Origin of the sequence: Mycolicibacterium stellerae (assembly GCF_003719305.1) — a bacterium.
Taxonomy (GTDB): Bacteria; Actinomycetota; Actinomycetes; order Mycobacteriales; family Mycobacteriaceae; genus Mycobacterium; species Mycobacterium stellerae.
Genome location: NZ_RARC01000011.1, coordinates 143,685 through 157,834, shown reverse-complemented (window position 1 = coordinate 157,834; position 14,150 = coordinate 143,685). Strand labels below are relative to the sequence as shown.

At 66.6% G+C, this 14,150-nt stretch carries 12 protein-coding genes; 8 read left to right on the top strand and 4 right to left on the bottom strand.

Annotation, left to right across the window (positions count from 1 at the left end):
- Window position 1: 1 nt before the first annotated feature.
- Window positions 2-1,357 (bottom strand): protoporphyrinogen oxidase, encoded by a 1,356-nt coding sequence (locus D6M19_RS16235; RefSeq protein ID WP_123026249.1) that lies wholly within the window; start codon window positions 1,355-1,357, stop codon window positions 2-4.
- Complete coding sequence (gene hemE / locus D6M19_RS16230) at window positions 1,354-2,415, bottom strand: uroporphyrinogen decarboxylase (RefSeq protein WP_123026302.1); 1,062 nt, start codon at window positions 2,413-2,415, stop codon at window positions 1,354-1,356. The genes D6M19_RS16235 and hemE overlap by 4 nt, the downstream gene beginning before the upstream one ends.
- A gap of 69 nt (window positions 2,416-2,484) precedes the next feature.
- Here hemE and D6M19_RS16225 point away from each other — a divergent pair, with 69 nt between their 5' ends.
- From D6M19_RS16225 to D6M19_RS16215, 3 genes are read left to right on the top strand one after another with little or no spacing between them, the layout of a single operon-like run.
- Entirely contained in the window at window positions 2,485-3,105 is a 621-nt protein-coding gene (locus tag D6M19_RS16225; RefSeq protein WP_407665354.1) for a DUF3000 domain-containing protein, read from the top strand.
- A 1-nt stretch (window position 3,106) separates the two neighbouring features.
- Window positions 3,107-4,372, top strand: coding sequence for a ribonuclease D (locus D6M19_RS16220; RefSeq protein WP_123026247.1), 1,266 nt, complete (start codon window positions 3,107-3,109; stop codon window positions 4,370-4,372).
- A gap of 57 nt (window positions 4,373-4,429) precedes the next feature.
- A complete protein-coding gene (locus D6M19_RS16215; protein WP_123026246.1) occupies window positions 4,430-6,079 on the top strand; it encodes an alkaline phosphatase D family protein in 1,650 nt (549 codons plus the stop codon).
- Here the strand turns inward: D6M19_RS16215 and dxs are convergent.
- Entirely contained in the window at window positions 6,060-7,973 is a 1,914-nt protein-coding gene (dxs, locus tag D6M19_RS16210) for a 1-deoxy-D-xylulose-5-phosphate synthase (protein WP_123026245.1), read from the bottom strand. The genes D6M19_RS16215 and dxs overlap by 20 nt on opposite strands.
- A 28-nt stretch (window positions 7,974-8,001) precedes the next feature.
- Window positions 8,002-9,285 carry a Na+/H+ antiporter NhaA gene (gene nhaA / locus D6M19_RS16205; RefSeq protein WP_206428540.1) on the bottom strand — a complete coding sequence of 428 codons (1,284 nt, stop codon included), beginning with the start codon at window positions 9,283-9,285 and terminating at the stop codon, window positions 8,002-8,004.
- Window positions 9,286-9,458: 173 nt separating this feature from the next.
- On the opposite strand from nhaA, the gene D6M19_RS16200 reads away from it, so the two are divergent.
- The 5 genes from D6M19_RS16200 (at window position 9,459) to D6M19_RS16180 (ending at window position 14,145) form a co-directional block, all read left to right on the top strand.
- Window positions 9,459-10,319 (top strand): ABC transporter ATP-binding protein, encoded by an 861-nt coding sequence (locus tag D6M19_RS16200; protein ID WP_123026244.1) that lies wholly within the window; start codon window positions 9,459-9,461, stop codon window positions 10,317-10,319.
- 92 nt (window positions 10,320-10,411) lie between these two features.
- Window positions 10,412-11,914 carry an efflux permease Rv1217c-related protein gene (locus D6M19_RS16195; protein ID WP_234834884.1) on the top strand — a complete coding sequence of 501 codons (1,503 nt, stop codon included), beginning with the start codon at window positions 10,412-10,414 and terminating at the stop codon, window positions 11,912-11,914.
- 40 nt (window positions 11,915-11,954) lie between these two features.
- Window positions 11,955-12,398 (top strand): CBS domain-containing protein, encoded by a 444-nt coding sequence (locus tag D6M19_RS16190; RefSeq protein WP_123026242.1) that lies wholly within the window; start codon window positions 11,955-11,957, stop codon window positions 12,396-12,398.
- Between the two features lie 4 nt (window positions 12,399-12,402).
- The gene (locus tag D6M19_RS16185) at window positions 12,403-13,695 is read left to right on the top strand and encodes an ArsB/NhaD family transporter (RefSeq protein ID WP_123026241.1); all 1,293 of its coding nucleotides are present in this window, start codon (window positions 12,403-12,405) and stop codon (window positions 13,693-13,695) included.
- A gap of 6 nt (window positions 13,696-13,701) precedes the next feature.
- The gene (locus D6M19_RS16180; protein WP_123026240.1) at window positions 13,702-14,145 is read left to right on the top strand and encodes a hypothetical protein; all 444 of its coding nucleotides are present in this window, start codon (window positions 13,702-13,704) and stop codon (window positions 14,143-14,145) included.
- The last annotated feature ends 5 nt before the right edge of the window (window positions 14,146-14,150 follow it).

The window sequence follows — 14,150 nt, the reverse complement described above, 5'->3', positions numbered from 1 at the left end:
CCTATCGTGCCACGCGCGGTGTGACCAGCGACGCCGCCGCCCTGGTGGCCGCCGCGATGCAGGCGGGCACCCCGATGCCGTCCAGGTAGGCGCCCGCCACCGCGAGCGACGGCGGAAGGCTGGCACGCAGTTCGGCGATCAGGCCGCCGTGCCCGGGCCCGTACTGCGGCATGGCGTCGATCCACCGGTGCACCAGGCAGTCGAACGGTTCGTCGGTGACGCCGAAAACCGCCGCGAGGTCCTCTGCCGCCCAGGACAGCAGGTCGTCGTCGCCGACGCGGTGTGCAAGGTCGTCGCCATACCGGCCGAACGACAGCCGAACCAGCTCCACATTTCCACGCGACCCCCATTTGCGCGACGAAAGCGTGATCGCCTTGGCGTGCAAGCGTTCCGAGGCCGCCACCAGCACGCCCGAACGATCGGGCACCGGAGTCCCGCCCGGCATCGCCAACGCAACCAACGCCGTCGACGCCACCTTGATCTGTCGCGCGGCGGCTGCAGCCGACGGTGCCACGCCCGCGACGATCGTGGCCAACCGAGGAGCAGGCACGGCGAGCAGGACTCCATCGGCGCGCCAGTCACCGCCCTCGTCGTCGACTAGTTGCCATCCACCGCCGTGGCGCACCAGCCGCTCGACGCCCACCTGAGCCCAGTGGAAGTCAGCACGCCGGATCAGTTCGTCAAGCAATACCGCGTAGCCGCCGTCGATCGCCCCGAACACCGATCCGCCCGTGGCAGGCGGCAAGGCCGCGCGCACCGCCTCGGTGAGGTTGCGTGCGCCGCGATCGAGCACCGCGGCCAACGTCGGAACGGCCGACCGCAGCCCGATCGTGGCGGCCGAGCCCGCGTACACGCCCGCCAGAAGCGGGTCGACGGATCGCGTCACCACCTGGTCGCCGAACCGATCGCCGACCAGCTCTGCGACCGCGGGATCTGCACCGGGCCGCCAGGTCAACGGGCGGGCGGGTTCAGACAACATCCGCCGGATCGTGGCGTCGTCGACGAGACCGGTCATCGATGACGGGTCGGTCGGGATGCCGTTGAGCGTGTCGCGCGGCAGCTCGTGCAGCCGTCCCTGGCTGTAGATCAGCGGCCGCACGCCCGTCGTACCGATCTGCCTGTCGGCAAGCCCCAGCTCGGCCAGCAGCGTAGGCACTTCGGGGCGCCGTGCGACGAACGCCTCGGCGCCGATATCGATCGGCTGACCGCCGAGCTGTTCGGTGCGAAGCGCACCGCCAAGCCGGTCAGCCGGATCGAACAGGGTGATATGGGCGTCGTCCCCGAGCGTGACCCGAAGCCGGTATGCGGCGACGAGGCCCGCAATACCCCCTCCGACAACACAATAGGACGGGGTCACAGCGAATGCACCAGTGCGACCACCTCTGTGATGACGCCGGGATCGGTCGGTGGCAGCACGCCGTGTCCCAGGTTGAAAACGTGGCCGGCCGCGCCCGCGTCGACCGCGCGACGCCCGTCCTCGACCACCGCACGGGCCGCACGCTCGGCCACCGGCAGGCCTGCCAGCAGCACCACCGGGTCGAGGTTGCCCTGCAGTGCGGTGCCGGGCGTCACCCTGGCCGCGGCGTCGGTCAGCGACGTGCGCCAGTCCACGCCGACGACGGGGTGGGCCGCGGCCGCCACCGCATCTGACATCGCGCCGAGCAACTCCGCGGTGCCGACACCGAAGTGCGTCATCGGCACCCCGTCGGCGGCCAACGCCTCGAACACCCGCGTGCTGTGCGGTAGCACGTAGGTGCTGTAGTCGGCCAGCGACAGCGTGCCTGCCCACGAATCGAACATCTGGATAGCATCGACACCGGCGTCGACCTGAACTTTCAGGAACGCGGTGGTGATATCGGACAGGGCCGTCATCAGCGCGTGCCAGGTGCCGGTCTCACCGAGCATCATCGCCTTGGTGCGCTCGTGGTTGCGGCTCGGTCCGCCCTCGATCAGGTAGGACGCCAGCGTGAACGGGGCGCCGGCGAACCCGATGAGGGGAACGTCGCCCAGCGCGGCTACGAGGTGCGAAACGGCCTCGGCGACGGGCGCAACACCCTCGGGCTCAAGGGGTTTCATCTCGGCGACATCTGCGGCAGTGCGGATCGGGTGCTCGATCACCGGCCCGACGTCGGGCACGATGTCCAGGTCGATGCCCGACGCCCGCAGCGGCACGACGATGTCGGAGAACAGGATGGCGGCGTCGACGCCGTGCCTGCGCACCGGCTGCAGCGTGATCTCGGTGATCAGGTCGGCGTCGAAGCAGGCCTGCATCATCGTGTTCTTCGCGCGCAGCGCCCGGTACTCGGGCAGCGAACGCCCCGCCTGCCGCATGAACCAGACAGGGACCCGGCTCGGCTTCCGGCCTCCTGCGGCGGCCAGATACGGCGACTCCGGCAGCTCACGACGCGTATTCATCGGCATCAATGCTGCCATGGCCGCCGACCGTGGGTGCTTTGGCGTCCACCTGCGACAGATACGGCGCGCCTGCGCACAGACCTGGCCAGATGGTCTACCGTCAGGGCGGTGACCACCGCCGAACCGGCTCAGTTCCGGGAAGCGGTCGCTGCGATGAATGCCACCACCGTGCGACCGGAGATCGAGCTCGGCCCGATCCGGCCGCCGCAACGCCTGGCGCCGTTCAGCTACGCCCTCGGCGCCGAAGTGCGCCATCCCGAGTCCGCCATCGTGCCCGAGCAGTCCGATGGCGATGCGTTCGGTCGATTGATCCTGCTGCACGACCCCGAGGGCGCAGAGGCATGGGACGGCACAATGCGCCTGGTCGCCTACGTGCAGGCCGATCTCGACTCCAGCGAGGCCGTCGATCCGCTGCTGCCCGAAGTGGCCTGGAGCTGGCTGGTCGACGCGTTGGAGGCGAACACCGAGCACGTCACCGCCCTCGGCGGAACCGTCACCGCCACCACGTCCGTGCGCTACGGCGACATCTCCGGGCCGCCGCGGGCCCATCAGCTGGAGCTGCGCGCATCCTGGACCGCGACGACGCTGGAACTGGGCCCGCACGTGGCTGCATTCTGCTCAGTGCTCGAGCACGCCGCGGGCCTGCCGCCCGCCGGGGTGACCGATCTGAAGTCACGCACCCGCGCTTGAGATGACCGACGCCGACTCCGGCGGAGCCGAGCCAGCGGACACCGCAGAACCCGAAGCCACGCCACTACTGGCGCCTGCCGACGGTGTGCCGCCGCTGGCCGTCACAAAATACGAAATTGGCGATGCCGCAACACTTTTAGCGGCCGGACACGGCCCGTTCGCGGTCGATGCCGAACGAGCATCGGGCTTTCGCTATTCGAACCGGGCGTACCTGGTGCAGATCCGGCGCGCGGGCGCGGGCACCGTGCTGATCGATCCGGTCAACCACGGCGCCGACACGCTCACCACACTCGCGCCGGTCGCCGAGGTGCTGCGCACCGATGAGTGGGTACTGCACGCCGCCGACCAGGACCTGCCGTGCCTCGGCGAAATCGGCATGACACCGACGACGCTCTATGACACCGAGTTGGCTGGCCGACTCGCCGGCTACGACCGGGTGAACCTGGCGACGATGGTGCAGCGGCTGCTTGGCCTCGGCCTGAAGAAGGGCCACGGTGCCGCCGACTGGTCCAAGCGCCCCCTGCCGCCCGAGTGGCTGAACTACGCCGCCCTTGACGTGGAAGTGCTGGTCGAACTGCGGAACGCCATCGCTGCGGTGCTCGCCGAACAGGGGAAGTCCGATTGGGCCGCCCAGGAGTTCGAGTATCTGCGCACCTTCGAAGGCGCACCGACGCGACGGGACAGGTGGCGTCGCACATCGGGCATCCACAAGGTGCGTGACCGCCGCACCATGGCCGCCGTGCGCGAGCTGTGGACGACCCGCGACCACATCGCCCGCAGGCGTGACATCGCGCCTGGGCGCATCCTGCCCGACGCCGCGATCATCAGCGCCGCCACCGCCGACCCGAAAACCCTCGAGGACCTCATTGCGCTGCCCGTGTTCGGCGGATCCAAACAGCGGCGCTCCGCGCAGGTCTGGCTGGACGCGCTGAGCCGCGCCCGCGACAGCGACGAGCAGCCTGAGGTGTCGGAACCGCAGAGCGGTCCGCCGCCTGCGTCGCGATGGGCGCGTCGCAAACCCGAGGCGGCCGCACGGCTGGAAGCGGCCCGCGCCGGCCTCATCGAACTGTCGCAGCGGGTGTTGGTGCCCACCGAGAACCTGCTCACACCCGAGGTGGTGCGCCGGCTGTGCTGGGACTGGCAGCCTGCCGACGACACCGAAGCCGCGGTCGAGGACTTTCTGCGCGATGCGCAGGCCCGTCAGTGGCAACGCGAACTCGTCGTACCGGTTCTCGCCGCGGCGCTGGCTGCTACCCCTGCGCCATGACACGGTCGATATGGGCACTCTTCCACGACGGGTCAGCCCTCCCCTAGGCTCAATTCGATGGGATTGCTCCTCGGCCCGGCGCTGCGGCACGTCTCCGACACCACCGCGCTGGTGTGGGTGCAAACCGAAAATGCCTGCACCGTCGAGATTCTCGGGTGCTCGGCACGCACCTTCGAGGTGCAGGGCTACCATTTCGCCCTCGTCCTGGTGACCGGGCTGATGCCCGACAGCGTGACCGAGTACCAGGTCGGCATTGACGGCGCGACGCAGTGGCCCATCGACGACGAGGCGTTCGCCAAGTTCCCGCCCAGCGTGATCCGCACCAGGGGCCCCGCGAGCGCGCACCGACTGCGCGCCATCTTCGGGTCGTGCCGCTACCCGAAGACCGAAGTCCGCAAGATCGAGAAGAAGCTCAAGCACGACGCGCTGGACTCGTATGCGACCAGGATGGCCGGCCGCCCGATCGACGACTGGCCCGATGCGCTCATCCTGCTCGGCGACCAGCTCTACGCCGACGAGCTGCCACCCGACGAGCAGCGCCGAGTGAGCAGGCGACGGCACAACAGGCACGGCGACCGCCCACCCGACGAGGTCGTCAGCTTCGCAGAATACGAACGGCTCTACCGGCATTCCTGGGGCGATCCCGAGATCCGGTGGCTGATGTCCACCGTCCCGACGGCGATGATCTTCGACGACCACGACATCCGCGACGACTGGAACACCTCGGCGTCCTGGCGGTCGGAGATGGCGAAAACCCCGTGGTGGCGCGACCGGATCCGCGCCGGCCTGGCGTCCTACTGGGTGTATCAGCACCTGGGAAACCTGAGCCCGGCCGAGTTGGCCGACAACGCGGACTATCAGCGTCTCGTCGCCACCGAGGGTGACGCCTGGCCGTATCTCGCCGAGCTGGCCGATCGCGCCGACCGCGAGGTCGACTGCGGCAAGGGCATCCGGTTCAGCTACCGGTGGGATCTCGGGCGCAGCCGGCTGATCATGGTCGACTCCCGCAACGGTCGGATCCTGGAGTCCGGCGAGCGGATGATGATCGGCGAGAATGAGTTCCGCTGGCTGGAGTCCAAGGCCGAGGAGCAGCCGGAGACGCTTGACCACCTGCTGCTCGCCTCATCGGTGCCGTGGTTGATGCCGCCCGCCATCGGTGATTTGGAGGCGCTGAACGAACGGGCCGCCGACCGCCCCGGCTGGCGCGGCGCGCTCGGCGAAAAGGTCCGGCAGGCAGGCGATTTCGAACACTGGCCGGCGTTCTACAAATCCTTCGTACGGCTCGGCGAGATGATCGCGCGAATCGCGAACCACCCCGACGGCCCGTCGACGATCAACGTGCTGTCCGGCGACGTGCACCATAGTTACGCCGCCCGCGCGGACTTCGACGGCGTGTCAGCCGATGGGGCCGCCGTGCATCAGCTGGTGTGCTCGCCGGTGCACAACTACGTTCCGATGTTCGTCAAGCCGGCGTTTAGGCTCGGATGGACGAGACCTGCGGCCGCCGTCATCCGCTGGTGGGTGCGCCGCAGCGGAGTGCTGTCGCCGCCGATGACCTGGACCGACGTCTGCGGTCCGCTGTTCGGGAACACGATCGCCACCGTCGAGATCAACCACCGCAGCGCGGAGGTGTTCTTCGAGCAGCCGCACAAATCGACGACGCTGCAGGAGGCGGGCCGGGTTTCGCTCAGTCGAACTGCTGGCTGACCTCATGCTCGGAGACCGGGCTGCCCAGCGCGGCCACCCAGCCCGTCACCTGGCGTGCGATGACCTGGTCAGTCAGGCCGACGTCGGCGAGCAGCTCACCGCGGGATGCGTGTGCGAAGAATTCCTGCGGCAGCCCGACGTCGCGGCACGGCACATCGATTTCGGCACGCCGCAGCGCGGCCGAAACGGCCGAGCCGACGCCACCGCGAACGCCGTTGTCCTCCAACGTGACCACCAGCTTGTGCGCCTTCGCGAGCCCGCCAATCGCCTCGGGCACGGGCAGCACCCAGCGCGGGTCGATCACCGTCACGCCGATGCCCTGGTTACGCAGCCGTTCGGCGACCGATTTCGCCATCGACGCGAACGGTCCGACCGCGATCAGCAGCACATCATCGGAAAAGCCGTCGGCCGGGACGGCGATCAGGTCGATGCCGTCTCGCCGTTCGAGGGCCGGAATGTCTTCGCCGACATCGCCTTTGGGGAAGCGCAATGCGGTCGGCCCGTCTGCGACCTCCAACGCCTCGCCGAGTACCTCATACAGCCGAGCGGCGTCACGCGGTGCGGCCACCCGCATGCCTGGCACGATGTTGAGCATCGAAAGGTCCCACATGCCGTTGTGGCTGGCACCGTCGGGCCCGGTAACGCCGGACCGGTCGAGCACCAGCGTCACCGGCAGCTTGTGAAGAGCGACGTCCATCATGATCTGGTCGAACGCCCGGTTCAGGAACGTCGAATAGATCGCGACCACCGGATGCAGGCCGCCCATCGCCAGGCCGGCGGCCGACGTCATCGCGTGCTGCTCGGCGATGCCGACGTCGAACAACCGATCGGGGAACTTGTCGCCGAATGCGGTCAAGCCCGTCGGGCCGGGCATGGCGGCGGTGATGGCAACGATGTCGCGGCGTTTGGCGGCGTAGGAGATCAGCGCCTCGGAGAACGTCGACGTCCAGCCCGGTCCCGGCACGTTGGTGGCCAGCCCGGTATGCGGGTCGATGACGCCCGTGGAGTGCATCTGCTCGGCCTCGTCGTTCTCGGCGGGCCCGTAGCCCATGCCCTTGCGCGTGACGACGTGCACGATCACCGGCGCGTTGTAGCCGCGCGCGTTGCGCAGCGCCACCTCGACGGCGTGCTCGTCGTGCCCGTCGATCGGCCCGACATACTTCAGCCCCAGATCGGTGAACATCACCTGCGGGGAAAGCGCGTCCTTCAGGCCGGCCTTCACACTGTGCATGCACTGGTAGCAGAGCTCGCCGATGACCGGCATGCCACGCACCGCGCTGCGCCCCTTCTCCAACAGCTTCTCGTAGCCGGGCTGCAGACGCAGCGTCGCGAGGTGATCGGCGAACCCGCCGATGGTGGGAGCGTAGCTGCGACCGTTGTCGTTGACGACGATCACGACGGGGCGGCGGGCCGCGGCGATGTTGTTCAGCGCCTCCCAGCACATGCCACCGGTGAGCGCACCGTCTCCGACGACCGCGACCACGTGCCGGTTGCGGTGACCGGTCAACTCGAACGCCTTGGCGAGCCCGTCGGCGTAGGACAACGCGGAGCTGGCGTGGCTGGACTCGACCCAGTCATGGTCGCTCTCGGCGCGCGACGGGTAGCCCGAAAGGCCGTCCTTCTTGCGCAGCGTGTCGAACTCGAGGCACCGACCGGTCAGCATCTTGTGCACGTAGGCCTGATGACCGGTGTCGAAGATGATCGGGTCGTGCGGCGAGTCGAACACCCGGTGCAGCGCAAGCGTCAGCTCGACGACACCGAGGTTGGGGCCGAGATGTCCGCCGGTTGCAGCGACCTTATGGATCAGGAACTGTCGGATCTCGTCTGCGAGATCAGTTAGCTGAGGCTGGGTCAGGTGCTGCAGATCAGCGGGACCGCGGATCTGTTCAAGCATCACGTCAGTCTACGCACCGATGCCTGCGTCAGTCCTGCCGAGTGTCGTAGACGTCGGGCACACCGTCGTGGTCGGCGTCGGTCGTCTCGATGACGTGAATGCGGCGGTAGGCGGCGTTGCGACTCAGCAAAACGACTGCGGCCAGCAGAGCTGCGACAACAGAGCCGACCAGCACACCGATCTTGACGTCGGCGCCCGCGTCGGTGCCGTGACTGAAGGCCAGCTCGCCGATCAATAACGAAACTGTGAACCCGATCCCAGCCAGCAATGAGACACCGAATACGTCGCGCCATGCGAGGTCGTCGTCGAGGCTGGCGTGAGTGAACCTGGCGAGCAGAAACGCTGTCGCGAAGACTCCCAAGGGTTTGCCGATGACGAGTCCGGCGATCACCCCGTCGGTGACCGGGTGCAGCAAGGAGGCGCCTAGTCCAGACCACCCGCCCACCGTCACGCCTGCGGCGAAGAAGGCGAAAACCGGTACCGCGAAGCCCGCCGACAACGGCCGCATCGTGTGCTCGAAAAGCTCTGCGGTTGGCTTACCGTGCCTGCCGAGCACCGGCACCGCGAATCCAAGGACAACGCCTGCCACCGTGGCGTGCACGCCACTGGCGTGCACGAGCGCCCAGGCGATCACGGCAAGCGGAGTCAACAACCACCAGTGATGCCAGCCGCGCTGAACCACCGCTGCGAACAACCCGATCGGGATCAGCGACAGCGCCAGCGGCCCAAGGGACAAGTGGTCGGTGAAGAAGACGGCGATCACTGTGATCGCGATCAAGTCGTCGACCACGGCCAGGGTCAGCAGGAAGGTGCGCAAGGCCGTCGGCAGGTGCGTGGACAAGACTGCGAGCACCGCCAGAGCGAACGCGATGTCGGTTGCGATCGGTACGGCCCAGCCGTCGAGGTGCTCGGGGTGCCCGGCGGCCAAGTTGATCGCAATGTAGACAGCAGCCGGAACGATCATCCCCCCGATCGCCGCGGCGATGGGCAGCGCGGCGCGCGCGGGGTCGCGAAGGTCGCCTGCGACGAACTCGCGCTTGAGCTCCAAGCCGACGACGAAGAAGAAGATCGCCAGCAGTCCGTCGGCAGCCCACGCCGACACCGTCAGGTTCAAGTGCAGCGACTCGGGACCGACGGCGAAATCAGAAACCGCCCGATAGGCGGCCGACCACGGCGAATTCGCCCAAATCAGAGCCGCCCCTGCGGTGATCAACAGCAGCACACCACCAACCGTCTCCCTGCGGAGAATCTCGGCGAAGCGCTGCGACTCCGGCCACGAGCCGCGCGTGAGCAGTCGCAAACCCGTTGGCATCGGCCCGATCTTAAAGCACTGGTGGGAATTGGCCTGTGAGCGTAGATTCCAACATGGTGCGCCGGGAAGTCGGGTCGGCAGTAACTGACCCGACCCGTGAAAGGCCTTCGGTGCACGCTCAATCGGCGGTGCGTGGCCGCACCAATCAGCACCCCGCAATCCGCATCAGCGGAATGACCAAACGTTTCGGCGATATCGTCGCCGTCGACGAGCTGAGCCTGAGGGTCGACTCGGGTGAGGTATTCGGCTTTCTCGGCCCCAATGGAGCCGGCAAATCGACAACGATTCGGGTCCTACTCGGTCTCCTGCGTCCGAGCGCGGGGGGCGCAGAAGTCTTCGGCATCCCGGCCGGTCACGTCCGGCAGGCTCATCGCCACCTGGCCTACGTGCCCGCCGACGTCGCGCTGTGGCCGACGTTGACCGGTGCCGAAATCCTGGAACTGCTCGGGAACTTAGGACCGGGCGTCGACACCGATTACCGCACCGAGCTCGTCGACCGCTTCGAGCTCGACTTGGACAGACCCGGAAAGACATACTCCACGGGAAACCGGCAGAAAGTCTCGATAGTCGCCGCCTTCGCCACCCGCGCGCCCGTACTGGTTCTCGACGAGCCGACCAGCGGCCTAGACCCCTTGATGGAAAGGGAATTTCGCCGCTGCGTCGCGCAGGCCCGCGAACGCGGCCAGACCGTCTTCCTCAGCAGCCACCAGCTGTCAGAGGTCGAAGCGGTTTGTGACAAGGTGGCAATCCTGAGGGCCGGTCGGCTGGTCGAAATAGCCACCGTCGCCAATCTGCGTCGGCTCCGCCGCACTCTAGTCGAAGTCAGCTTTGTCGGTGCAAAGCCTCTGCTGGACAACATCGTTGGATTGACGGATATCGAGTACCTAGATGGTGATCGGTTGCAGTTCAACCTTTCCGGACCTGTCGCGCCGGCGCTGCGGGCGCTGGCGGCGGCAGATGTGACCGCGCTCGCGGTACACGAACCGACGCTTGAGGAGATTTTCCTCGACTATTACGGCGTGACAGCGCCATGACTTCCGCAACAGCGCCGGTTCGGACAGTTGCTTGGCTGGCAGTACGGCAGGTCCACCGCGGCGCGCTGATCGTCACCACCGTGTGCGCCATTATGTCTGCATTGGTCGCCTATCAGTTTCAGACGACGTTTGAAGGCTCCATCGACGCGGCTGGATTGCGATCGCTGGCCGAAAATCCAGCTGTAAGAATCCTTTTCGGTCAGCCTTTGGCGCTCGATGACCCAGGCGGATTCACCGTGTGGCGCACCGGGCTACCCGTGCTTTTACTTTGCAGTGTCTGGGTGTTGCTTGCGGCCACTCGCATCACCCGCGGCGAAGAGGACGCCGGCCGAGCCGATCTGGTGCTTGCCGGACGGCTACGCGTCGCCGACATTGTGCTGCCTGCGATGGCAGCGGTTGTCATGGCTTCGGTTCTCATCGGGATTGCCGTGGGCGCAGCGTTGGCCGCCGCGGGGACCGAAACCACCGGCGCGGTGGTCTATGCCGGTGCGATTGTGGGCGTCACTTCCACCTTTGCGACAGCTGCCATATTCGCCGCGCAGGTGATGCCGACGAGATCGGCCGCGGTCGGCATCACCGTCGGCTTGCTCGGCGCCTGCCTCGCGGTGCGGATGCTCGCGGATGGCGTTGCGCAACTTGCATGGTTGGCGTGGACAACCCCGTTCGGGCTCGCCGCATTGGCCGCGCCCTACGCCGACAACCGGGTCGCCCCGCTCCTCGTTCTGACCGGTCTGGCTGTCGGGTTGGCAGCGGCCGCCTTGATTGCGGCCGGCCGGCGTGACGTGGGCGCCGGACTGGTCGCGATGCCGACTCGGCGTTCGCCACGGACCGAGCTGTTGAAGTCCGTTGAGGGCTTCGCGATTCGCCGCGCAATCCGGCCGACGGTCGGATGGGTGGTCGGCATCGGGGCGTACTACCTGCTCCTCGGAGCTCTCATCGCGTCGATTCTCGAGTTCTTCGACGGCAACCAGCGCTTCGCCGATCTCGCCTCTTCCGCCGGTTTCGGCGGCCTCAATTCGGCGAATGGATTCGCTGCCGCGCTTTTCAGCTTGCTGGCCATCCCCACGGGCTTGTACGCGGCTACTCGGCTCGCCGCCATGGTCGCCGACGAACGGGCCCGTCGGTGGACACAGCTCTTGTCCTGTCCCGCTTCGCGCGTACGTCTGGCGGGCACAGAAGTCGCGGTGGTCACAACGGGCGTCGTTGCGTTGCATGTGGTCGCCGGGTTGGCCATCTGGGTCGGCGCGATGATCACAGATGCCCCGTTCACTCTCGGTGCGGCGCTGGGCGGGGCCCTGAATTCGGCGCCGATCGCCTGGCTTGCGGTCGGGTCCGCCGCGCTCGCAATCGGGTGGTTGCCGTCAGGTGTCGTCGCGATCGGCGCATTGCCGGTGGCTGGCGGGTTCCTGATAAACGTTGTCAGCCAGAGCGTTCACGCGCCGGAGTGGGTGATGACGCTGTCGCCGTTCGCCCACCTCGGTGCCGTGCCCAATGCGCCACCGGACCGGGCGGGTATCGCAGCGTTCATGACGATCGGCGCGATCGCGGTGGCGGTCGGCGTCGCCGGCTACTCACATCGCGATCTGACCACATGAAGGGAGCAGACGATGGTCCGCACGGTCGTAGGGTGCTGACATGCACGCCGAAGAGATGGCTGAGGAATTTCCCGTGATCACCGTGGACTCCAATGCGCTGGACGCCGCGCGAACGCTTGCCGAGCACCGACTGCCCGGCGTCCTGGTGACCGATGAGGACGGCAAACCGTTCGCGGTCTTGCCGGCTTCTCAGGTGGTGCGGTTCATCGTGCCCACCTACGTCCAGGATGATCCCTCTCTCGCCGGCGTCCTGAACGAGTCGATGGCCGATCACGCGGCGGACAAACTCGGCAACAAGACGGTCCGTCAGGTGCTGCCGGAACACCTCACCGACGTGCCGCCAGCCAACGCGGATGACACCATCATCGAAGTGGCGGCATTGATGGCACGCTACCGAACCCCGCTGATCGCCGTGATGAAGGACGGGAAATTGCACGGTGTGATTACCGCTTCGCGGTTGCTCGAGGCTGCGTTGAGGCATTAATCAGTTGGCAGCCACAATCGCGATCACCGTTTTCGTGATCGCCTACGTCCTCATCGCAAGCGATCGCATCAGCAAGACTCTTGTCGCCCTGTGTGGCGGCGGGATCGTGCTTGTCGTTGGAGTCGTGGGGGCAGACGACGCGTTCTTCTCCCAGGAAACCGGCATCGATTGGAACGTCATCTTCCTGCTGTTCGGGATGATGATCATCGTCGGTGTGCTGCGACAGACCGGCGTCTTCGAGTACATCGCGATCTGGTCGGCCAAGCGCGCCAACGGTTCTCCGCTGCGGATCATGATCTTGCTGGTCCTCGTGACGGCGGTAGCCTCGGCGATGCTGGACAACGTCACTACGGTGCTGCTTATCGCGCCGGTGACGTTGCTGGTGTGCGAACGGCTCCAGATCAACCCGGTGCCGTTTCTCATCGCCGAGGTGTTCGCCTCGAACGTCGGCGGTGCATCAACGTTGGTTGGCGACCCACCCAACATCATCATCGCCAGCCGGGCGGGCCTGAGCTTCAATGACTTCCTCATTCACATGATGCCGATCGTCATCATCGTCATGATCGTTTTCATCGCGATGGTGCCGTTGTTGTTCCGTGGGTCATTCGATGTCGATCCCGAGCGCGTTGCCGATGTGATGTCACTGAACGAGCGCGAGGCGATTCGCGATCCGGCGCTTCTGGTCAAGTGTGCGATCGTGCTCGTCGCGGTGTTCGCCGCGTTCATTCTGCATTCGATTCTGCACATCGATCCCTCCGTCGTCGCGCTGGTCGGGGGCGGAGTCTTGATCCTGATCGCCCGGCTGGAGCAACGCGACTATCTCGCCAGTGTCGAATGGGACACGCTGTTGTTCTTCGCCGGGCTGTTCATCATGGTGGGGGCGCTGGTGAAGACCGGCGTGGTGGAGACGTTGGCCCGGTCAGCCATCGAATTCACCAACGGGAACGCCTTGCTCACCGTCATGTTGATCCTCGGCGTCTCTGCGCCCGTGTCGGGAATCATCGACAACATCCCCTACACCGCGACCATGACGCCGATCGTCGCCGAACTGGCGAACAGCATGCCGGATTTCGCCCACCCCGATGCCCTGTGGTGGGCGCTCGCATTGGGCGCCGACTTCGGCGGCAACCTGACTGCCGTGGGAGCCAGCGCGAACGTCGTAATGCTCGGAATCGCCCGCCGCGCCGAGCATCCGATCTCATTTTGGGAGTTCACCCGCAAGGGTTTTGTGGTGACGGTGATGTCGATAGCCCTCTCGGCGATTTACTTGTGGTTGCGCTACTTCGTTTGGGGCTGAGATTCCATGCTGATCGCCCTGACCATTCTCTTGATCGCGTTCTGCTTACAGGGGCTGGTCAAGTTTGCCGTCGGCTTCGCGGTGCCGTACCGCACGCGGATCGGCCGGATCGCGGCGTACTATCGCCGCGACGGTCGAATCATCAGCATCTACGACAGCGTCACGCTGATCATCATCGTGGCGTTGGTGGCACTTCTGTTCCTCACTGAAATGCAACCGGTCAGCTTCATCACCGGCCTGGTCGCCGGGATGCTCATCATCCAGATCTTCTTCCACCGGTTCGACGAACCGCTCACCGAAGGACAGGCGCCCGAAGCCGACGCGGCGCCGCGGAAGGTCATGTCCTACGCGATCCAGGCACGTCCCGCGCTGGCATGGCGCGAGATCGTTCTGATGACCGCCCTTTTCGGCTGGGCTCTCTACGAGCTCATCGTCGCGCTCGTCGATTAGTTTCC